Annotated in this window: 17 protein-coding genes; 9 read left to right on the top strand and 8 right to left on the bottom strand. The window is 64.0% G+C overall.

Annotated elements, in window-relative coordinates; all coding sequences use genetic code 11:
- The first annotated feature begins 1 nt into the window (after window position 1).
- From QQ658_RS13220 to QQ658_RS13210, 3 genes are all read left to right on the top strand, one after another.
- The gene (locus QQ658_RS13220; protein ID WP_286025302.1) at window positions 2-1,249 is read left to right on the top strand and encodes a mandelate racemase/muconate lactonizing enzyme family protein; all 1,248 of its coding nucleotides are present in this window, start codon (window positions 2-4) and stop codon (window positions 1,247-1,249) included.
- Between the two features lie 166 nt (window positions 1,250-1,415).
- Complete coding sequence (locus tag QQ658_RS13215) at window positions 1,416-2,540, top strand: serine hydrolase domain-containing protein (RefSeq protein WP_286025301.1); 1,125 nt, start codon at window positions 1,416-1,418, stop codon at window positions 2,538-2,540.
- The gene (locus QQ658_RS13210) at window positions 2,537-4,171 is read left to right on the top strand and encodes an ABC transporter ATP-binding protein (protein ID WP_286025300.1); all 1,635 of its coding nucleotides are present in this window, start codon (window positions 2,537-2,539) and stop codon (window positions 4,169-4,171) included. The genes QQ658_RS13215 and QQ658_RS13210 overlap by 4 nt, the downstream gene beginning before the upstream one ends.
- A 15-nt stretch (window positions 4,172-4,186) precedes the next feature.
- Here QQ658_RS13210 and QQ658_RS13205 read toward each other — a convergent pair whose 3' ends face one another.
- The 4 genes from QQ658_RS13205 to QQ658_RS13190 form a co-directional block, all read right to left on the bottom strand.
- Window positions 4,187-4,750: a histidine phosphatase family protein gene (locus QQ658_RS13205; protein WP_286025299.1), complete on the bottom strand. Its 564-nt coding sequence runs from the start codon at window positions 4,748-4,750 to the stop codon at window positions 4,187-4,189.
- 236 nt (window positions 4,751-4,986) lie between these two features.
- Window positions 4,987-5,622 carry a response regulator transcription factor gene (locus QQ658_RS13200; RefSeq protein WP_286025298.1) on the bottom strand — a complete coding sequence of 212 codons (636 nt, stop codon included), beginning with the start codon at window positions 5,620-5,622 and terminating at the stop codon, window positions 4,987-4,989.
- Window positions 5,623-5,693: 71 nt separating this feature from the next.
- The gene (locus QQ658_RS13195; protein ID WP_286025297.1) at window positions 5,694-6,329 is read right to left on the bottom strand and encodes a helix-turn-helix transcriptional regulator; all 636 of its coding nucleotides are present in this window, start codon (window positions 6,327-6,329) and stop codon (window positions 5,694-5,696) included.
- A 136-nt stretch (window positions 6,330-6,465) separates the two neighbouring features.
- Window positions 6,466-7,335, bottom strand: a complete 870-nt coding sequence (locus QQ658_RS13190; RefSeq protein WP_286025296.1) for an SDR family oxidoreductase — start codon at window positions 7,333-7,335, stop codon at window positions 6,466-6,468.
- 241 nt (window positions 7,336-7,576) lie between these two features.
- On the opposite strand from QQ658_RS13190, the gene QQ658_RS13185 reads away from it, so the two are divergent.
- A complete protein-coding gene (locus QQ658_RS13185) occupies window positions 7,577-8,071 on the top strand; it encodes a Dps family protein (RefSeq protein WP_286025295.1) in 495 nt (164 codons plus the stop codon).
- 251 nt (window positions 8,072-8,322) lie between these two features.
- Here QQ658_RS13185 and QQ658_RS13180 read toward each other — a convergent pair whose 3' ends face one another.
- The 3 genes from QQ658_RS13180 to QQ658_RS13170 all read right to left on the bottom strand — a co-directional run bounded on the left by QQ658_RS13180 (window position 8,323) and on the right by QQ658_RS13170 (window position 11,100).
- On the bottom strand, window positions 8,323-10,593 hold the full coding sequence (locus QQ658_RS13180; protein ID WP_286025294.1) for a catalase: 2,271 nt from the start codon (window positions 10,591-10,593) through the stop codon (window positions 8,323-8,325).
- A 43-nt stretch (window positions 10,594-10,636) separates the two neighbouring features.
- A complete protein-coding gene (locus QQ658_RS13175) occupies window positions 10,637-10,825 on the bottom strand; it encodes an SDR family oxidoreductase (protein WP_286025293.1) in 189 nt (62 codons plus the stop codon).
- An 89-nt stretch (window positions 10,826-10,914) separates the two neighbouring features.
- Window positions 10,915-11,100, bottom strand: a complete 186-nt coding sequence (locus QQ658_RS13170; RefSeq protein WP_286025292.1) for a hypothetical protein — start codon at window positions 11,098-11,100, stop codon at window positions 10,915-10,917.
- A 241-nt stretch (window positions 11,101-11,341) separates the two neighbouring features.
- Between QQ658_RS13170 and QQ658_RS15550 the strand changes: the two genes are divergently transcribed.
- The 5 genes from QQ658_RS15550 (at window position 11,342) to QQ658_RS13150 (ending at window position 17,441) form a co-directional block, all read left to right on the top strand.
- Complete coding sequence (locus QQ658_RS15550; RefSeq protein WP_502928917.1) at window positions 11,342-11,578, top strand: metallothionein; 237 nt, start codon at window positions 11,342-11,344, stop codon at window positions 11,576-11,578.
- A gap of 113 nt (window positions 11,579-11,691) precedes the next feature.
- On the top strand, window positions 11,692-11,955 hold the full coding sequence (locus QQ658_RS13165; RefSeq protein WP_286025291.1) for a GlsB/YeaQ/YmgE family stress response membrane protein: 264 nt from the start codon (window positions 11,692-11,694) through the stop codon (window positions 11,953-11,955).
- A gap of 161 nt (window positions 11,956-12,116) precedes the next feature.
- On the top strand, window positions 12,117-12,659 hold the full coding sequence (locus QQ658_RS13160) for a transporter substrate-binding domain-containing protein (protein WP_286025290.1): 543 nt from the start codon (window positions 12,117-12,119) through the stop codon (window positions 12,657-12,659).
- A gap of 13 nt (window positions 12,660-12,672) precedes the next feature.
- Entirely contained in the window at window positions 12,673-13,683 is a 1,011-nt protein-coding gene (locus QQ658_RS13155) for a cation efflux transmembrane domain-containing protein (protein ID WP_286025289.1), read from the top strand.
- A 140-nt stretch (window positions 13,684-13,823) separates the two neighbouring features.
- Window positions 13,824-17,441 carry a bifunctional proline dehydrogenase/L-glutamate gamma-semialdehyde dehydrogenase gene (locus QQ658_RS13150; protein ID WP_286025288.1) on the top strand — a complete coding sequence of 1,206 codons (3,618 nt, stop codon included), beginning with the start codon at window positions 13,824-13,826 and terminating at the stop codon, window positions 17,439-17,441.
- Here the strand turns inward: QQ658_RS13150 and QQ658_RS13145 are convergent.
- Entirely contained in the window at window positions 17,431-19,554 is a 2,124-nt protein-coding gene (locus tag QQ658_RS13145; RefSeq protein WP_286025287.1) for a DUF4440 domain-containing protein, read from the bottom strand. The genes QQ658_RS13150 and QQ658_RS13145 overlap by 11 nt on opposite strands.
- Window positions 19,555-19,915 lie beyond the last annotated feature (361 nt).

The raw sequence follows: 19,915 nt of genomic DNA, 5'->3' as shown, positions 1-19,915 counted from the left end.
GATGAGCGCCATCGTCCGGCTTCTCACGCACAAGGTGAGCGTGCCTCTCAAACGGCCGTTCATCACCGCCGTGCGCCGGGCGGATGCGGTTGAGCTCGCGCTCGTAGAGGCGGTCGACGAAGACGGACGAAGCGGTTGGGGCGAGGCGGCCACGAGTTGGAAGGTCACTGGAGAATCGCCGGAATCGGTGGCGGCCGCCGTGGTGGACCCGCTCGGCGACGCAGTGCTCGGACACGAACCCGATGATCCAGCCTTGCCCGGTCTGATAGCCCGCGCGATCTGGGGAAACGTGGCCGCCCGCAGCGCGGTCGAGACCGCGGTGCTCGATCTGCGGGCTCAAGCAGCCGGGATGAGCATGGTCACTTTGCTCAAGGTGATGGCGACCGATGCAGCGACTTCGCCGGACGAGATAGCCCTGATGTCCTCTGTCCTCACCGAGCGCAAGGGAAGCCGAAACGGACAAGGCAACGAACATATAGCGCAGATGAGGCCCGCGCTTGGCGCGTCATCCGGGGAGGATAGTTCGACCCTAAGACGCAGTCGGCGTACCCGGGCCGTACGCACCGACATGACATTGTCGGCGGGAGATCCCGAGGAGCTCGCACGGATCGCGGCCGGCCACGTCGAAGATGGCTTCGACCACATCAAGATTAAAGCTTCCCGTGATCACGACGCCTTCGCCGCGGTGAGCGCGGTGCGCCGGGCAGTCGGTGATGAGGTCGTGTTGCGAGTGGACGCCAATCAGGCCTGGACGCCCGGCGAGGCGATCGCCTTCATCCAGAAATCCGAGGATGCGGGGCTTGGATTGGAGTTCGTCGAGCAGCCGGTCGCCTTCTACGATCTGGCCGGCATGGCGAAGGCCAAGGCTGCGAGCCACACCCCGATCGTCGCGGACGAATCGGTGCGCGTGGCCCGCGATGTGCGCGAACTGGCCGAGCGTGGTGCTTGCGACCAGATCAACGTGAAGCTTGCCAAGACGGGCGGCTTGTGCGAAGCACTCGCCGTTGCAGGCGCCACCCGCAAGGCAGGAATGGGCATACTCGTGGGGTGCATGATGGAGGGCCCGATCGGGGTTTCGGCTTCAGCTGCCTTGGCCGCGGTGGTCTCGCCCGATCGCGTCCACGACCTGGATGCAGCACTCTGGCTGGCCGAAACTCCGGTCGCAGGCGGGGCACGATTCGTTGATGAGGCGGTCGAACTGGACGAAGGACCGGGGCTGGGCATTCGAGCGCTGAGGGAGGCGGCGTGACTATCTCCTTGAAGTTCTTCCACATCACGCGATCGGCTGAACAGTATTCGTTTGAGCCTCCGACAGGCATCACGACCTGTCCTTCCTCCAGAGATTCAGAGGAACGGTGGGCGACAAGCGAGGCTCGACAGCCGTGGTTGACGAATAGTTGGCAGAGGGCACGATCATGACTGCGGAATTGATGACTCGGTCGGTGATGGCCGACCCGAATTCGGCCCCGGCAGGTGTCGCTGCAGGCATCAGTTGGTACCAGGTGCGCGAGATCGCGTCCGCAGGCGCCACCGGATCGTCCGGTGAGCCGGTGACCGACGACACCGTCTTCGACCTGGCCTCGGTGACCAAGGTCGCGGCCACCACCTGCACACTGCAACGGCTCGCGGCACTCGGCGAGGTGAACGTCGACGACCCGGTACGCACGTTCTTGCCCGATTCGCCCTGCACCGACGACACCACGCTGGCCGACCTGCTCAGCCATCGGGCGGGCCTGTGGGAGTGGCAGCCGCTCTACCTTTCCGGACGCGACCCCTGGCAGACCATCAACGATCTGCCGCTGCGTTACGCCCCTCATTCCGGTCGCCACTACTCTGATCTGGGATTTATGCTGCTCGGACGCATCATCTCCAAGATCACCGGTCTTCCGCTTGACGGCGCGGTATCCGAGCTCGTCACTGGACCATTGGGTCTCTCCTCAATGGTGTTCCGGCCGAAAAGTCCCCAGCAGTTCTGTGCCGCGGCCGAGCCGAGGCCGGTACCTGGCATCGCGTCCAGCGCGTGGGGAGACGACGCCGAGCGCCAGATGGTCGCCACCGGCGAGCCGTATCCGATCGTGGTCGACAAGATCGACTTCAGTTGGCGAACCACCGAGATCTGTGGCGAGGTGGACGACGGCAACTCCTTCTACGCTTTCGGTGGCATCAGCGGGCACGCCGGGCTATTCAGCACCGTCGGAGATCTGCTTACATTGGCCGCGAGCCTGGCGTCCGAGACCTACGAGCTGTGGGGTGAACAGGCCTCAGCCCGCTTCTTCGCCGATGGCCCGGACGCGGGGCAGGCACTGGGCTGGCGCAGCATGCCCATCCGGTTGGAGGGGCGCAGAACAAGAATGCTGTGGCATCACGGCTTCACCGGCACCGCTGTCGGCTTCATTCCACACAACGGCTTCGCGGTGGCCATGGTCACCAACCGGCTGCTCGCCGGGCGCCCGGTGCCCACGCGCGAACTCTGGGAGCCCGCGCTTGAGACCATCAGCGCTTTGACCCTCGAAGAAGACAAGGAAGGAATGACCCGATGAGCGAACAAGAACCGCTATTGAAAATCAGCGGGCTGAGCGTGGCATTCCGCTCCGGCTCCGAGCTGGTCACGGCGATCAGCGACGTCGACATCGACGTGGCCGCCGGTGAGACCGTGGCGCTGGTCGGCCAGTCCGGCTCCGGAAAGTCCACCACGGGTGCCGCGACCAACCGGCTGCTGCCCGATAACGGCGTGATCACCGGGGGAAGCATCCGCTTCGACGGAAAAGAGATCACCGACCTCGGTGAGCACGAACTGATCCGGTTGCGTGGCGCCGGCATCGGCTTGGTGCCGCAGGACCCGATGTCGAACCTCGACCCGGTGATGCGGGTCGGCGATCAGATCGCCGAAGCCCTCGAGGTGCATGGTTATACGAGCGGTGCCGAGACCGAGAAGCGGGCCATCGAATTGCTGGATATGGTCGGTATCGCCGACGCCGAGCGCAGATTTCGGCAATACCCGCATGAATTCTCCGGTGGTATGCGGCAGCGCGTGCTGATCGCCATCGGACTGGCCTGTCGTCCACGGCTGTTGATTGCGGACGAGCCCACGTCGGCGCTCGACGTCACCGTGCAGCGCAAGGTGCTCGATCAGCTGGAATCGCTGACCGATGAGCTGGGCACCGCCGTGATCCTGATCACCCACGATCTGGCGCTGGCCGCCGAGCGCGCCGATCGGATCGTGGTCATGCACAACGGACGAGTGGTCGAGACCGGCCCGAGCGATCAGGTGCTGAGCCATCCCGAAGACGACTACACGAAGGAACTGATCGCAGCCGCGCCGAGCCTGGCGTCCAAACGGGAGCTGCGTCCGCGTGCCGCTGCAGCGGACGAGCGGCCCGCGATCTTGGTTGAGGCGACGGACCTCACGAAGGTATTCCCGGTGCGGGCGGCCAAGAAGAATGAGCCGCGAGAGTTCATGGCGGTCGACAAGGTGAGTTTTCAGATCCCGGCTTCGTCCACGGTGTCGTTGGTCGGGGAGTCCGGCTCGGGCAAGTCGACCACGGCAAATATGCTGCTGGGGCTGGAGACCATCACGTCGGGGACGATCACCTTCGAGGGCACTGATTTGACAGCGCTGAACAAGACCGAGCTGTTCAGCTTCCGCCGCAAGGTTCAGCCGGTCTTCCAAAACCCGTACTCATCGCTGGACCCGCGGTACACGATCGAGCAGACCATCGCGGAGCCGATGCGAGTGCACGGCGTCGGCGACAAGACGAGTAGACGCACCAGGGTGCTGGAGCTGCTTGACCAGGTGGCGTTGCCGGCAAGTATGGCCGAGCGACTGCCGCACGAACTCTCCGGTGGTCAGCGTCAGCGGGTTGCGATCGCCAGGGCGTTGGCCCTCAATCCCGAACTCGTGGTGCTGGACGAAGCCGTCTCTGCGCTCGACGTCCTCGTCCAAGCGCAGATCTTGAAGCTGCTCGCCGACCTCCAGGCCGATCTGGGGTTGAGCTACCTGTTCATCAGTCACGATCTGGCGGTCGTCCGGCTGATCTCGGACGAGGTACACGTCATGCAGCACGGAACGATCGTGGAATCGGGCACGCCCGAGGAGCTGTTCGAACATCCGCAGCACCCTTACACCCAGGAGCTGCTGGCCGCGATCCCCGGCCGCGACATCGCCGCCTGAGGCTACGCGTCGGCGTCAGCTGTTCCAGCGCAGCATCGCCCAGGATTCCTTCTCGCGGCCCAGGATGGAAAGGCTTGCCGTCTCAACCGGGAATGCCTGGCCGAAGATCAACGGGAAGTCCATCCAGCACAGCGCCAGCACTCGCGAGGCGTGCCCGTGGCCGAAGCAGATGGCCTTGTCGACGCCGGATGAGCGAACCAGCCGGACGACCCGGGTGAGGCGCTGGCGCACTTCGTCCGCTGTCTCTCCGCCCGGAACACCGTTGAACCACAACCGCCATCCCGGGTGATAGTTGGCGCGGATCTCGGCAGAGGTTTTGCCCTCGTAGTCGCCGTAGTTCCATTCCTGGAGGTCGTCGGTGACCACATAGTTGCTGAAGCCGGCCAACTCGGCGGTTCGCCGGGCCCTTAGCCTGGGGCTCGACAGCACCAGGCCGAACTCGCTCGGATCGAGCCGGGGACGCAGCGCCCGCGCCTGTTCTTCGCCTTCGGGGGTCAGATCAAGGTCGGTATAAGAAGTGTGTTGACCGGATTTGCTCCACTCGGTCTGTCCGTGCCGGACAAGGTACAACAGCGTCATGACGTCAATGTAGTGGTTCAATGCGATTTGCGGATACGAGCCCGTCGTCTGCGGAGGAAACCGACACCCATGGACACGTTGAACACACCCATCGCAGCAGTTCGTCGAGCGAATCCCCGGCTTGCTGCCGGCAGGTCTGGGCAACAACCTAAGCCCGGACGACGCCCACACTCCGGGGACACGTCGCCCGGGGCGCGCGGGAAATCGTCCGCACTTGTACGGCTGCAGCCCAGCGGTTACGGCCTCACCTGGGCCTCTTCGGGAAACATGCCGTTCTTGATGCCCCACAACACGGCCTGGCTGCGCCTGGTCACGCCCATCTTCCGGTAGGCCGACCGGATGTATGACTTCACCGAGTTGATGCTCAGATAGCATGCTTCGGCAATGTCCTCGTTGGTCACCCCCTGAGAAATGAGGGCGACGACCTCCGCCTCTCTGGCCGAAAGGCCCTCCTCGCGTCCGGGCCAATTGCCGTTGACCGGGCTGTCGTCCGAGCCACCCAGCTCGACCACGCGCTCACCGTTGCTTGCCCGCATGACTGCAGCCGTCAATTCGTCGGCGGTCAATGCCTTGGAAAGGTAGCCATCGACTCCGAGCATCAAAGCCTCTTGGACGAGGGGCTCGCGCACATTCCAGCTATAGATCAACACTCGGTCATACTTCGGGTCGTGGATCAGGTGTTTCACTCCGGCGAGACCATCCTTGGCGGCGAAGGCGTCGAAGAGTACGACCTTGACCGGCAGATCCGGTGTACGCGCCGAGGCCAACTCGACGACGAGGATTCTCGGATCGCGCAGCAGTTCGGCCACCCCCAAGACAACCACCGGATAGTCATTGACAATGGCAACTGAGACCTGCTCGTCTTCACCCATGAGGCCATTGTCGCCCGCAGCTATGGGAGTTATCGCGAAACGTGGAGAACTCCCCGCGGCCACAGCTCTTTTCAGGGTGCCAGTGCCCCGTTTTCCGGGTACATGCCGTTCTTGATGCCCCAGAGCACCGCCTGCGTCCGCCTGGTGACGCCCATCTTGCGATAGGCCGACCGGATGTATGACTTCACCGAGTTGATGCTGAGATAGCACGCTTCGGCGATGTCGTCGTTGGTCACTCCCTGGGTGATCAGGGCGACGATCTCTGCCTCCCTGGCTGACAGCCCCTCATTGCGTCCGGGCCAGTTGTCAACATCCTGGTCCTCATCGACTTCACCCAGCTCGAGGACGCACTCACCCGCATGGGCCCGGATCACCGCACTGATCAACTCGTCGGCTGCCAATGACTTCGACAGGTAACCGTCGATGCCGAGCGTCATCGCTTCTTGGACGAGTGGTTCTTGCACGTTCCAGCTGTAGATGAGCACGTGCTCAATGCCCGGATCGGCCACCAGACGCCGCACCTGGGCGGGCCCGTCCGTGGTCGCGAACGCGTCGAAGAGAGCAACGTTCACCGGCCACCGCGGTCTACGGTCTGTCGCCAATTCCACCACGGTGATCCGCGGGTCACGCAAGAGCTCGGCCACCCCCAACACCACGACCGGATAGTCGTTCACGATGGCGACCGAGATCTGCTCGACTTCAGTCATGCCACAATTCTCCCTGACTCCGTCGCCGGAAGAACGTCGTCTAATGGCGGGTTCTGCTGCATTCAAGGGACGATCAATAGGAAGAACGGGTTGTTCGTCGTCGGGTGTTGCCCGGGTCTTCACCGCTCCTCAGATCTCAAAAGACCGGCCTTCCGCCGGTGACACCGACGACGGTGCCTGAAACATACGAGGCTTCGGTCGGGCTCGCCAAGAAGACGAATGCTCCGGCGAGTTCTGCGGGCTGGCCCGGGCGTCCCAGAGGAGTGTTCATCCCGAACTTCGGCATGCTGTCGGCAGCCTTGGTGGCGGGCTGCAGCGGAGTCCAGATAGGTCCTGGGGCCACCGCATTGACGCGGATGCCACGCGGGCCGAGTTCGGCGGCAAGATTCACGGTGAAGTTGTTGATGGCCGCCTTCGTCGCGGCGTAGTCGATGAGCGGAGTCGAAGGATCGTATGCCTGAATGGACGACAGGTTGATGATGCTCGCGCCCTCGCTCATATGGCTGAGCGCCTGCTGCGTCGTCCAGAACATGGCATAGAGATTCGTCTTGAAGGTTCGATCCATCTCGGCTGTGGTGAGGTCGGCGATGCCGTGCTCACGCCTTGCCCACTGGAAGCCTGCGTTGTTGATCAGGATGTCCAGGCCACCGAGCTGATCGGCGGCCGAGTCCACGGCATTGCGGGCGGCTTGCTCGTCGGTGAGATCCCCGGGCAGCAGGACGCATCGGGCCCCTGCCTCTTCGACCCAGGTCCTGGTGTCGTCGGCGTCACTTTGCTCGTCCGGGAGATAGCACAATGCAACATCGCAGCCCTCGCGGGCGAAGGCGATCGCGACGGCGCGTCCGATGCCCGAGTCGCCACCGGTGATCAGGGCTTTCATGCCGGGCAATCTGTTACGACCAACCCAACTCTGCTCCCCGTGATCGGGCTGCGGGGTCATCTCGCTGGTCAGGCCCGGGGGCTGCTGTTCCTGGGGCGGGATCCCGTTGTTTAGGTGATCTGTCATGACCCTATTCTGGCCGTCCACTGTGAGGCAGAACACCCCCCTAGGGGTGGACCACATCCCGAACAGCGATTCAGCGGCTAAGGCCATCCTTAACCTTTAATTCGCGTCGGCCGGAATACTCGGCAGGGCAGGCATGTTCTACTAGGCGTGAGGGCGCGGAGCCCGGAAGCTTGCAGCACACCAGCGCGAGCACAGTGGTTTCCGCACCATCCGAAGACAACGTTTAGGAGAGAGAAGGATCATGACTGTTTCTGCTACTCAGGCTCCCATCAACACGTTCCAGGCGTCGAAGGAACTGGCTACCAATCTGCAGGCTGTTCTCGTCGATCTGATCGCACTCGATCTGGTCGGCAAGCAGGCCCACTGGAACATCGTCGGCCCGAACTTCCGCGACCTGCACCTCAACCTCGACGAGCTGGTCGGTGTCTCCCGCGAGGCGTCGGACGAGATCGCCGAGCGGATGCGTGCACTGAGCGCGTCGCCGGACGGTCGTCCGTCGGTTGTTGCCGCGCTGACCACGCTGCCCGAATTTCCGCAGGGCGAGATCAGCACCCACGACGCCATCCGCGAGATCGTGAAGTCGATTGAGGCCGCGGTAGGCACCATGCGCAAGGTCCATGATCAGGTCGATCACGAAGATCCGACAACTTCCGACATCCTGCACAAGATCATCGAAGGCCTGGAGCAGCAGGCCTGGTTCATCGGTGCCGAGTTGCGCGAGCCGACTGTACGCTGAACCCACTGACCGATTAAGCCCCGCGTAGGGGTGGGCGAGAGGTCCGGGCCAATGGCCCGGACCTCTCGCCCTATGTTTGCTGACTTGCTGATCTCGGTTCGTGCCGACGAGCAGTGGAACCAACAAACGGCGCGGCGCGTCAGTATCTCTTGTTACGCGTCAGCACGCGAACCTACCGGGGATCAACTTTGTTGGGTCTTCTGCGGAGTCAGCATTGGATCAATCATTGACAACTCGGCGACAGGCGTTGATCAGCTCTGCTCGGCTTTATGCGAGTTGCCATCGGTCGACGCGAACCGATCCCACACCCGGTGTGTCTCCAACAGTCCCTGCACGGTCTTCAACACAGCCTGTGGGTTGTGTCCCGCGATGACGCCCTTGGTCGTCTGAATTCCCAGCCCGGTCAGAAGGCCGGTCGCAGCTCCCCAGGCACCGATGGGTTTGGCCTGCCGCCAGCACTCGCTGATCAGCAGCGAGACTCGCGGGTCTGTGCTGACGAGCTTTCGCGTCGCGGCTTTCGTGTCTTGGGCACCCAGCGAGTCCGCCGCCGGTTCGGGATCGTCGGCGATCAACAGTGCGTCGAGTTCTGCCGACCGCGCGGTGGCGAAGGTGCGCTGAATAGGCAGCCCGTTCAGCGTTCCGGCATGCGGCCCAATGAGGATCGGCAGCATCCCGCTATCAGCGATAGCGCTTGTCAGAGCCGCAATCGGTGCCGGATCTTCGGGGCTGTCGGAGACAACGACTCCGATCAGGCGTCCGTCCACCGGCCAGCGGCGGCCAACCTGAGAAAGGGCCGGGCTGACGAGGCGTCCGGCTTCGGGCTCGTCATCGGGGTGGGGCTCCTCGGTTGGATCGGGAGCAGGCAGCCCCAGGGACGCCGCGACCTGCCGGCACAGCGACTCGTCGATATTCGCGAGGCATTGCAGTTGCCGGGCGCGTACCGCTGGCTCGTAGCACTTCGAGAGTTCGAACGAGTAGGCCGCGATGATGTGATCTTGCTCGATCGGGCTCATGCTCCGCCAGAAGAGCCGAGGCTGGCTGAAATGATCGTCGAAGCTGCTGGCGAGCTTCCTGTTCTTCGGGGCGGCCGGAACCTGGACGGGGATGTCGGTGAATGCGTGTTCCGGGTCGCCTGCGGTGAATGGGCAGCCGCCGTCCAGCGAATTCGGACGATAAGGGGCGACGCCGCTGTGATCGGCCTGCTGCCCGTACCCGTCGCGGAGCATGTCATTGACGCCCGCGTGCGGCCGGTTGATGGGCAGCTGCCCATAGTTCGGCCCGCCGAGGCGGGTCAGCTGGGTGTCCTGGTAGGAGAACAGCCGCACTTGCAGCAGGGGATCGTCCGTGACATCGATCCCCGGCGGAAGGTTGCCCGGATGAAACGCGACCTGCTCGGTCTCGGCAAAGTAATTGAGTGGGTTCTTGTTGAGCACCAGCCGGCCGATGAGCTGCACCGGCGCCAGTTCTTCGGGGACGATCTTCGTCGGGTCGAGCAGATCGATGCCTTCGAAGGTTTGCTCCGGAGTGTCGGGAAACGTCTGGACGCCGAGCTCCCACTCGGGATAGGCGCCCGCCTCGATTGCGTCGGCCAGGTCCCGGCGATGAAAGTCCGGATCGATGCCAGCGAGCAGTTGCGCCTCCTCCCACACCAGCGAGTGGACGCCCAGCTTGGGCTTCCAATGGAACTTCACCAGGGTCGTCTCTTCGTCCTCGTTGATGAAGCGGAAGGTGTGGATGCCGAATCCCTCCATCATCCGGAAGGAGCGCGGAATGCCCCGGTCGGACATGTTCCACAAGGTGTGATGCTGCGCCTCGGTGTGCAGGGAGACGAAGTCCCAGAAGGTGTCGTGAGCGCTTTGGGCCTGCGGAATCTCGCGATCGGGGTGCGGTTTGCCGGCGTGGATCACATCGGGGAATTTGATCCCGTCCTGAATGAAGAAGACCGGAATGTTGTTGCCGGCCAGGTCGAAGGTTCCTTCGTCCGTGTAGAACTTGGTGGCGAACCCGCGGGTGTCGCGCACCGTGTCGGCCGAGCCGCGGGAGCCGAGGACGGTGGAGAAACGGGTGAAGACCGGCGTGACCTTTCCCTTCGCCAAGAATCCCGCCTTGGTGAGGGAGCTCGCGGTTCCGTATCCCTCGAAGTAGCCGTGGGCGGCCGCACCCCTGGCATGGACGACCCTCTCGGGTATCCGCTCATGGTCGAAGTGGGTGACCTTGTCACGCAGGTGGTGGTCCTGCAGCAGGATCGGCCCTCGCTCACCGGCCTTCAGCGAATGGTCGGTATCACGCAGCCTGACCCCCTGCGAGGTCGTCAGATAGCTGCCCTGTTGCCCGACGGAGGTCTCGCTCGCACTCGGTGTGGCGCCGGTCGGTGTCACCGGTTCAGCCCCTTGTTGGCTGGGCTTGGGCGGCGACGGAGCGGTCGGCTGCTCGGGTTCATCAAAACTGGGCGCCTGCGAACCGGGGCGTCCTGGTGAAGCGGGTAGGTCGGTCTGGAAGTCGTCATCTTTGGAAGACGTCATTAGTTACTCCTTTATGTCGTCGGTGGGCTGTGCGCCGCATCGGCTACGGCGTGTACATGCCGCCATTGACATGCAGAGTCTCTCCGACGACGTAGCTCGATTCGGGGGAGGTCAGGAAGACATATGCCGGTGCCAGCTCGGCGGGCTGGCCGGCACGTCCGAGCGGAGTCGAGTGGCCGAACTCGGGCAGAGCATCTTTCGGCTGATTCTGGAAAGTGAGTTGATCTGTCATTCTCGCTCCTTTGCCTGTACGGGCCGGCGGCACGCCGGGTGAAGCGTGCCGCCAACCGTGCGAGCCGTGGCGGACTCGCGCATCGGTTGCTAGTGACGTCCGCCTTCAACTTTCGCCCGGGTGGGCTGGGCGGCTGCGCCCTTGCGTCCGGCCTCACGAGGGTCGGCGCCGTGTTCACGGCCGAACTGGCCCGAGCTTGCCTGGCCGCCCTTCGAGGCCTGCTGGAGGGTGTCACTGCGATTCCCGAACTGGCCGGGATTGTTCTTAGCTGCCATAGCGTTCTCCCTTTGTTCGATTCTTGATGTGGGGGTGGGAAGCCGTCCGAGCATTTGCTTCGTGCCTTCTGATAACGATCTTCCTGCGAACTGAGAAGCAGAGATACACCCCTATGGGTGGAACGTGCAATGAGATTGGCGGCGCACCCCTAAGGGTGTGGTGTCGGTTCATATCGGGTGCTTATGTTGGTAAAGAGATGGGGTGCACCGGCATGCCCGAGCGCATATACAGGAGGCAAGGATGGCTGTTTGTGATGTGTGTGGTAACGATTACGATTCGCCGCTCAGTGTGACTCAGGGCGGTAGGACGGGTGTCTTCGATAGCTTCGAATGCGCCGCGCACGCCTTCGCACCCGAGTGCGCGCATTGCGGATGCAAGATTCTCGGCCACGGCGTGCAGGTGGGCACGAGCGTGTATTGTTGCGCGAATTGTGCCCGGTTGGCCACGAGCGCCGGTGAGGTTGCCGACAGAGCGTGAGCTATTTGCGGCAGCACAAAATGACATGCTCACGATAAGAGGCAGTTTCTGAAGGGGCTTGCACAGCTCCTTGATCGAATTGACCATGTAACCAAGATGATGGAGAGGAAATCATGGGAATTATCGGCTGGATTATTCTCGGACTCATTGCAGGTGCTATCGCCAAGGCTATTTTGGCGGATCGGGCGCCGGGTGGCTGGCTCGGATCTCTGGTCGTGGGCGTCATCGGAGCGGCTCTCGGTGGCTGGATAGGCAGCGCCATTTTCGGGGTCGGCCTCGAAGACTTCTGGAGCCTGCAGACCTGGCTCATCGCGATTCTGGGCTCGTTGCTGGTGCTCGTGATCTATGGCTGGTTGGGTGGCCGCAGGCGCGCCTGAGTAGTTCTTTTAAGGTGAGTGGGGTCCCGGGCAATGCGCCCGGGACCCCACTTTGTCAAGACTTCAACCTGAGGAAGTCCCCTGCGAGGACAGCGTTGATGGCATAGATTCGATGTCGCCATCAGCTTCGAATTCAACTAGCGCATCGATAGGGGGTTGGCGTGGTGGTTTACGGAGTCGTGCTTGGGCGCCACGACAACCCGAACGGTGGTGAACACCACCTGGTGGGCCCGCAAGTGCAGGCACTGAGAGGCTTGCTGGCGGCACTGCTCGTGCTCGGCGTCCTGCTCGTGTCCGGATGCGGCATCCCCAAGGACAGCAGGGGAAGCCTCGACGCGGCCACCGGCGGAGTTTTGCGAGTGGGAGTATCGGCGAATCCACCGTGGACGCAGGTAGATGCAGCAGGGACGGTCAGCGGCACCGAGGCCGAGCTTGTGGAACGTTATGCCGCGACCATCGGCGCCGAGATCGACTGGCAGGTCGGCAGCGAGGCGGTGCTGGCGGACGCGATCCACCGCGCAGATCTCGACATCTTCATAGCAGGATTGACGTCGGACTCGCCTTGGACCGACAAGGTGGCGCTGACGATGCCATACGCCACGGCGCAGGCGTCCGATGGCAGCTCGGTCAAGATGGTGATGGCCGTTCCGATGGGGGAGAACGCTCTGCAAGTGTCGCTGGAACGATTCCTGGCGGAACAGTAGGTGCAGGCCGGCCATGACGCGCTCACGACAACGATTCGCTGAAGCCTACGGGTTCTTACCCGATGACGTGCGTAAGGACCTTGCCAAGGCCGTACGGCTTGAAAAGGTGACGATCGGAATCCAACTGGTCGTGACGGCGCTGGTCGCGTTGGTGTCGGGCGAATCACAGGCGATGAAGGTGGCGTGGACCGAAGATCTGCTGTCGGTGCTGCCACCGTTGGCCTTCCTGATCGCAACCAGACGCATCCGGCGCCGTCCCTCGGCCGAGTATCCGTACGGGCACCATCGGTCGATCGGGGTTGCGCATCTGGTGGCAGCGTCCGCCCTGTTCGCGATGGGGCTCTACCTGGTGATCGATTCCGGCATCGGCTTGATCAAAGCGGAGCGTCCGCCGCTGGGCATCGTCGTCTTGTTCGGGTATCCGCTGTGGTCGGGATGGCTGATGGTCGCGGTCATGGCGCTCACCAATATCCCCGCGGTGATTCTCGGACGAATGAAGCTGGCGCTCGCCAAACCCCTGCATGACAAGGTGCTTTACGCCGACGCCAAGATGAACAAGGCAGACTGGAGCTCTGCGCTCGCCACCATCGTCGGCATTCTCGGAATCGGCATCGGATGGTGGTGGGCGGATTCAGCGGCCGCTCTGCTGGTCTCGGTGTCGATCCTGCATGACGGCGTCAGTAACGTGCGGGCGGCCGTCGCGGGCCTCACCGATGCCCGGGCGCGTGCCTACGATGACAGCGAACCGCATCCCTTGATCCGGCGGATCGAGGACGAAGTGGCCGCGCTGGACTGGGTGAGCGAGGTCAGCAGTCGCGTCCGTGACGAGGGACACCTGTTTCACGTCGAACTGTTCGTCGTGCCGGCCTCGGGTCCGGCCGTGTCGGTGCAAGCGTGCGTCGATCTCGTCGAGCACCTGCGCGCCCTCGATTGGAAACTCCACGACATCGTGGTCATCCCGGTGCCCGAGTTACCCCGCGACCAGGCACTCCCTCGCGAACTGCCGGACGACGATTCCCGGTAGCGGCAGGCCGGCATTTTCGTGTCGGTGCCAGACTGTATCGTCAATCATGTGCAGCGCTCGCGGTGCACTCACGGGCTCCAAGGCCGGAGTCCGCACCCCAGATACGAACCCACCGTTCGTCCCCAGGTCAGGAGGTTGCCGTGATCAATCCCGATGAAGAAACCCGCACGCCGTTCCCAGGCGAGCAGATCCGCCAGGCGATCGAGCTGGCCGAGCAGACCGCGCAGCGCTGGGCGGAGGCCTCCGCGAAATACCCCGAAAACCGGGCGGCGCGTCTGCTCGCCGATGTATTGGACGACCCGGACGGTCTGGATTACACCGTGCAGTTCGTTGACCAGGTGGTGCGTCCCGAAGATATGAACGTGGCGGCGCGCCACCTGGCAGATCTGGGCGCGCGTAACCCCTCGTTCTTGCCCGGATGGCTGCGAGTGCCGGCCAGGGTCGGCGGCAAGGCCGGCAGGCTCGTCCCGAAGGTCGCGGTTCCGGCCGCGCGCCGGGTCTTCCAGGAATTGGTCGGTGACCTGGTGGTCGACGTCACGGACGACAAGCTGGGCCCGGCCATCGAGCGGCTGCGCGCGGACGGTTCGCGGCTCAACATCAACCTGCTCGGCGAGGCCGTGCTCGGCGACGAAGAGGCCGACCGCAGGCTCGCCGATGTGGCCGCGCTGATGCGCCGCGACGACGTCGACTACGTGTCGCTCAAGGTGTCGGCGGTTACCGGGCCGCACAACGCGTGGGCCTACGACGAGGTGGTCGAGGCCGCAGTACGCAAGCTGACCCCGGTATACGCCGTAGCCAGGCAGGCATCGTCGGCGACCTTCATCAACCTCGACATGGAGGAGTATCACGATCTCGACCTGACCCTCGACGTCTTCACGCAGCTGCTGGATCAGCCCGAGAACCAGCAGCTCGATGCCGGAATCGTCTTGCAGGCCTACCTGCCCGACGCGCTGCCCGCGATGGAGCGCCTGCAGGACTGGGCGGCCCGGCGCCGCGCCAAGGGTGGTGCGCCCATCAAGGTGCGACTGGTGAAGGGCGCGAACCTGGCGATGGAACGCGTCGACGCCGACATACACGGCTGGGAAGAGGTCACCTGGGAGTCCAAGCGGGCCACCGACGCGAACTATCTGCGGGTGCTCGAGTGGGCGCTCACCCCCGAGCGGATGGCGAACGTGCATCTGGGCGTGGCCGGCCACAACCTGTTCACGCTGGCCTTCGCCTGGGAACTGGCCGGGCTGCGCGGGGTACGTGACGGCATCGACGTCGAGATGCTGTCGGGCATGGCCACCCAGCAGGCGGCCGCCGTCAGGGAGGATGTCGGCGATCTGCTGCTCTACGTGCCGGTCGTCCACCCGGAGGAATACGACGTGGCCATCGCCTATCTGGTGAGGCGTTTGGAGGAGAACTCGGCGTCCGAGAACTTCATGGCGCGCATCTTCGACATCGGCACGGACGCGGGCGCCCAGTCGTTGGAACGCGATCGCTTCCGGGCGGCTGCGGCTCAGTGGTTGCGTGAGGGCGACTCGCGCGTCCACCCGAATCGCGGGCAGGACCGAGCCACGCAATCCGGTGCCGCCCTCGAGTATCCGGTGCGGGTTGAAGGTGACGGCTGGGAGTTCGCGAACACGCCGGATTCCGATCCGGCGCTGCCCGCGAACCGCGCTTGGGCCATGGAGATCCTGAAACGGGTACCGGGCTGTGGGCTCGGCATTGAAACCGTCGAAGCCAGCACCATCTCGGATGCCGGCCGGCTGGACGAGACGATCGCGCGCGGTGCTGCTGTCGGCCGAGACTGGGCGGCCACGGGTGCGGACGAACGCGCTGAGATCTTGCACCGGGCAGGCGTCGAATTGTCCAGGCGGCGGGGCGAACTCATCGAGGTTGCCGCGTCCGAGTTGGGCAAGACCATCGACCAGTGCGATGTCGAGGTCTCCGAGGCCACCGATTTCGCGCACTACTACGCTGAACAGGCGCTCACGCTCGACGCCTTGCCCGATGCGGTGTTCACGCCGGCCGCGCTCACCGTGGTGACGCCGCCGTGGAACTTCCCGCTCGCCATCCCAATGGGAGGCACGGTGGCGGCGCTGGCGGCCGGGTCGGCCGTGATCTTGAAGCCCGCATCGGCGGCGAAGAGATGCGCGGCACTGCTCGCCGAATGCCTGTGGGCTGCAGGCGTGCCCCGCGACGTGCTGCAGTTCGTGGTGCCCGCCGATCACTCGCTCGGCGAGCAGCTGATCCGGGATACCCGGGTGGAGCGGGTCGTGCTCACCGGCTCCTCGGATACCGCGCGGATGTTCCGCTCCTGGCGGCCCGATCTGCCGCTGCTGGCCGAGACCTCCGGCAAGAACGCAATCATCGTGACTCCGTCGGCCGACTTCGATCTGGCCGTGAAAGACATTGTCACCAGCGCTTTCGGGCATGCCGGTCAGAAGTGTTCAGCGGCGTCCCTGGTGATTCTGGTCGGATCGGTGGCGTCCTCCAAGCGGTTCCGTAACCAGCTGATCGATGCGGTGTCGTCGCTGGTGGTCGACTGGCCGACGAACCCGGCCGCGCAGATGGGCCCGCTGTCGGAGGTGCCGGACGAAGGCTCGAAGCTTCGGCGCGGGCTGACGCAGCTGGAGCCGGGCCAGAACTGGGTGCTGAAGCCCCGCCAACTGGACGACACCGAGCGGCTGTGGAGCCCGGGCATTCGTGCCGGGGTGGAGCCCGGTTCCGAATACCACATGGTTGAGTACTTCGGGCCGATCCTCGGTGTGATGCGTGCCGCGAGCTTGGACGAGGCCATCCGGTGGCAAAACGCGACCGCCTATGGGCTCACCGCGGGTCTGCAGTCGCTGGACGCCGGCGAGATCCGCACCTGGCTGGATCACGTGCAGGCGGGCAACGTCTACGTCAACCGCGGCATCACCGGGGCTATCGTCCGCAGGCAGCCGTTCGGTGGCTGGAAGCAGTCGGCGGTAGGAGCCGGTGCAAAGGCGGGCGGCCCGAACTATCTGTTCGGCTTCGGCTCGTTCACGCCCCGGGAGGAGATCGCGGATGCTTTCGCTCGACCTGTCGAATTGCGCAAACCGCAGCTGACCGAACTCCTGGACGCGGCAGCGCCCAGCCTGGACCAGGCCGATTGGGCCCGGCTGGAGCGGGCGATGCACTCGATCGAAGATGCATGTGACAAGGAGTTCGACGTCTTGCACGACCCGAGCGCGCTGCGCTCGGAGCGCAATGTGTTGCGCTATCTGCCGGCTGCGGCGACCATCCGTGCCGAGGCCGGTGCCGGGCTCACCGATGTGGTGAGCGTGGCGGGCGCGGCGCTGGCAGTGGGCGAGTTCAACACCCCGAAGGGTGCCGACGGCAAGCGGCGGCTGCGCAGGATGGCCGCTGGTAATCCGGACGCCATCCAGCCGCTCACCGTCTCGGTCGCCGAGGCTTTGCCGGAGCCGGTCGAGCGGGTGCTGGGCAGGTTCGGGGCCGTCGTCCTGCACGAGTCGCGGGAGTCGTTCGTCGTCAGGGCGAAGTCCGAGGACCAGCATCACGATGGCCGCATCCGACTGGTCGGCGGCGACCCGGATGGACTGGCCCGTGATCTCGACGGTGACATCGACGTGGCGATCTGGGGTGGCCCGGTCACCGGTGAGGGACGCGTCGAGGTGCTGCCGTTCGTCCACGAGCAGGCAGTCTCGATCACGAATCATCGCTTCGGCAACCCGACGCCCTTGGGCGCGGAGGTACTCCCCGCGAGCGCTGCTAGCATCAGTGCGTGATGGTGGTTTGCTGGTAGAGCGCCAACCGGGCTTGTCCATCGATCCGGCGGTAGACGCTCGACATGATTGCCGTGAAAGGTTCGGGTAGATCCGGCCGCGATGAGGTGCAGCGGTAGGTGAGAGCAGCAGCATCTTGCCCGAGCTGGATCAGTTGCGCGTCGGTGATTTCGTAGGACGCCCAGCCTGGCGCGCCGTCAAGGGAGTTGGCGACCGCCTCTCGCGTCATCGTCATGCCGTTCACCAGGATGAACAAGGCATCCGGTGTCATCAGTTTGCCGTAGAACGTGCCGCCCCTGGATTCGCAGAGCGAACGCCAGCCTGCATGTTCGAGTTCGAGAAGCTCGTCCAAAGTGAAACCGTTCATGCCGTCGATGCTATTTGGCGCGGCTGGTTCCTGCGGGTGTGACCTTGTATTGGTAGCCGAGTTTTGAGGTCCAGGTGTAGTGGCCGGGGTTGGTTGGTGGAGTTGCCAGCCGCCGAAGGTTTTTGCTCGGTGAGCGGTCCGGCTGAGGGGTCCGAGGTTGCCGGGGCTGGTTTGGCCGGCTGGCGCGTTCCGGCCTCTGATGTAGGGGGCCGTGTGGTCCAGATCGCAGTGTTTCGCGGCGGCGGTGCCGTACGGGAACACGTCGGTGGGGTTGCGTTGCTCGATGGCGAATCGCATCTTGTCTGGTGTCTGGTAGGCGTCGGTCGGTTCGATCTGTGCCGGATCAATGATTGGCCGGACGACGACTTTGGTGCCTTTCAGGAATTCGGGGAGTTGGCTGGTGAGCAGGGGTCCCCAGTCTTCGATCCGGGCAACGCCGACGGGTGGCAGATGCGGCTGGTGGCAGATCAGGTGCCGGTCGTCGAGGCCGGTGTTCTGATCAGGTGTGTCGTTTCGGGTCTGCTGACCGGTCATCGAAGCCGTGCCCATCGGCCCGGTGCGGAGCGCGAGATCGTCGGCGTTGATGTGGATGATCAGGGTGTGAGTGGGCGTGCTGGTGCTCTTGTCGCCACCGTTGGCGAATGCAGCATGAGATAGTTGTGCCTGTTCCTCGTTGTTCTGTTTCGTGGCGCTGTTGCCCACACACGACGCCCATTCTGGCTGGGACCGGTAGGCACTGCCGTGGCTGGCCTGTCCGACATCTCGCGGTCCGGGGTGCTCGAACTCCTGGTGGCCGGGCGCGGTGGTCCCGGTCGGCCAACCGGTCCGGGAACGCCCAGGGCTGTCGGATGCCCGGTTGCTGGTTTGTGTCTGGTGGTGGCGGCAAATCACGCCGAGCGCTTGGGTCCGGCGTAGGTCGTGGTCGGTGAAGCTGTCGACGTCAGGGTTTTTCGGGAGGATGGCGGCGACTTTGTTCAGGATGGTGTTGAACAGGATACCGTCTGTGGCGTCGAGGATGCCGTGAATGGTGACGTGTCCGTCTTCGATGGGGGAGATCCGGATGAACCGGGCCTTGCGTTTCGTCTCGGCCCGCTGGGCAGCAAGCGCGGGGTCGGCGGCGATGATCCATTCGTCCAGGCGTTTCATCACCATGCTGAAGGGCAGTGTTTTCAGGGCGTCTGCGAGCTGGGTGTCGACTTCGAGGGCCGCGGCCAGGGGGAGGTCGTTGCACCGGTGGGAGGCTTTCAATGCCTGCCAGACCCGGATTGTTCCCATCAGGACTTGGCTCAGCGTTTTGGGGAATCGGTAGGCCAGGTCGAGGGCGTCTGCGATGCGGCAGATCGCGGTGTGGGCGGAGATCCCCAGGAGGGGCCCGATTTCGAGGGCGAGGAATTCGCCGATGTGTGGGGTGCCGTCGTGCCCGTAGGCCCGTAGTTTCTCGGTCCGGGCGACCCGTTCGATGCTGGCGTCGATCTGGTCACAGGTGACGGCCCATAGTTGGGCGGCGTGCAGGATGCCAACCAGTTCGGCGGTTTCGGCAGCGATCACTTGGTGGTGGGCGTGGTCCAGGCTGGCGAACGCTTCCCGGCGCGCCTGCTCCGATACCGTGAATTGTGGGTCGGGGATACCGGCCGGCAGTGACGGCCCGGCAGCTGTTGTAATCGAACACGCCGTCGCGGCTGGATGAACGGTAAGGCCGAGCGGCCGGCCTGTTTGTTTCCCGTTGGCTTGGAGTGTTGGTGTTTCCATGACACAACTGTAGTAGAACGTCAGTTCGAATACTAGTGCCTGCAACGAATCCTTGAATATATTATTCGAATGTGTGCTGCATATCCGATGTCTGAGAGGTGGATAGATGCGGGTCGGCGGCAGCTTCACGTCTGGGTTGGTCATGATCTGATTGATGTCGGCGGAAGCAGGGACCGGTGAGGTGTGGATGGCCGCGGACCTGGTCTCTACTGTCATCGACCCGAACCCGCTTCGTCTCTAAGCTCGTCGGCGCGAAGGCCGTCAGCGCTGAATCGCCCGTGCGGATGCAGAAGACAGTGCAGGGGCTCAGAATGTCTGCTGACTACACCGCTATCTTCGAGCGGATCGTCAACACGGTCAA

Source organism: Propionimicrobium sp. PCR01-08-3 (assembly GCF_030286045.1).
In the GTDB taxonomy this organism is placed as follows: Bacteria; Actinomycetota; Actinomycetes; order Propionibacteriales; family Propionibacteriaceae; genus Brooklawnia.
The sequence above is the reverse complement of the archived record's forward strand: the minus strand, read 5'-3'. Positions and strand labels throughout refer to the sequence as shown.

Coding starts and splice junctions, on each gene's coding strand:
- QQ658_RS13220 (WP_286025302.1), top strand. CDS start 2: ATGAGCGCCATCGTCCGGCTTCTCACGCACAAGGTGAGCGTGCCTCTC.
- QQ658_RS13215 (WP_286025301.1), top strand. CDS start 1,416: ATGACTGCGGAATTGATGACTCGGTCGGTGATGGCCGACCCGAATTCG.
- QQ658_RS13210 (WP_286025300.1), top strand. CDS start 2,537: ATGAGCGAACAAGAACCGCTATTGAAAATCAGCGGGCTGAGCGTGGCA.
- QQ658_RS13205 (WP_286025299.1), bottom strand. CDS start 4,750: ATGACGCTGTTGTACCTTGTCCGGCACGGACAGACCGAGTGGAGCAAA.
- QQ658_RS13200 (WP_286025298.1), bottom strand. CDS start 5,622: ATGGGTGAAGACGAGCAGGTCTCAGTTGCCATTGTCAATGACTATCCG.
- QQ658_RS13195 (WP_286025297.1), bottom strand. CDS start 6,329: ATGACTGAAGTCGAGCAGATCTCGGTCGCCATCGTGAACGACTATCCG.
- QQ658_RS13190 (WP_286025296.1), bottom strand. CDS start 7,335: ATGACAGATCACCTAAACAACGGGATCCCGCCCCAGGAACAGCAGCCC.
- QQ658_RS13185 (WP_286025295.1), top strand. CDS start 7,577: ATGACTGTTTCTGCTACTCAGGCTCCCATCAACACGTTCCAGGCGTCG.
- QQ658_RS13180 (WP_286025294.1), bottom strand. CDS start 10,593: ATGACGTCTTCCAAAGATGACGACTTCCAGACCGACCTACCCGCTTCA.
- QQ658_RS13175 (WP_286025293.1), bottom strand. CDS start 10,825: ATGACAGATCAACTCACTTTCCAGAATCAGCCGAAAGATGCTCTGCCC.
- QQ658_RS13170 (WP_286025292.1), bottom strand. CDS start 11,100: ATGGCAGCTAAGAACAATCCCGGCCAGTTCGGGAATCGCAGTGACACC.
- QQ658_RS15550 (WP_502928917.1), top strand. CDS start 11,342: ATGGCTGTTTGTGATGTGTGTGGTAACGATTACGATTCGCCGCTCAGT.
- QQ658_RS13165 (WP_286025291.1), top strand. CDS start 11,692: ATGGGAATTATCGGCTGGATTATTCTCGGACTCATTGCAGGTGCTATC.
- QQ658_RS13155 (WP_286025289.1), top strand. CDS start 12,673: ATGACGCGCTCACGACAACGATTCGCTGAAGCCTACGGGTTCTTACCC.
- QQ658_RS13145 (WP_286025287.1), bottom strand. CDS start 19,554: ATGGAAACACCAACACTCCAAGCCAACGGGAAACAAACAGGCCGGCCG.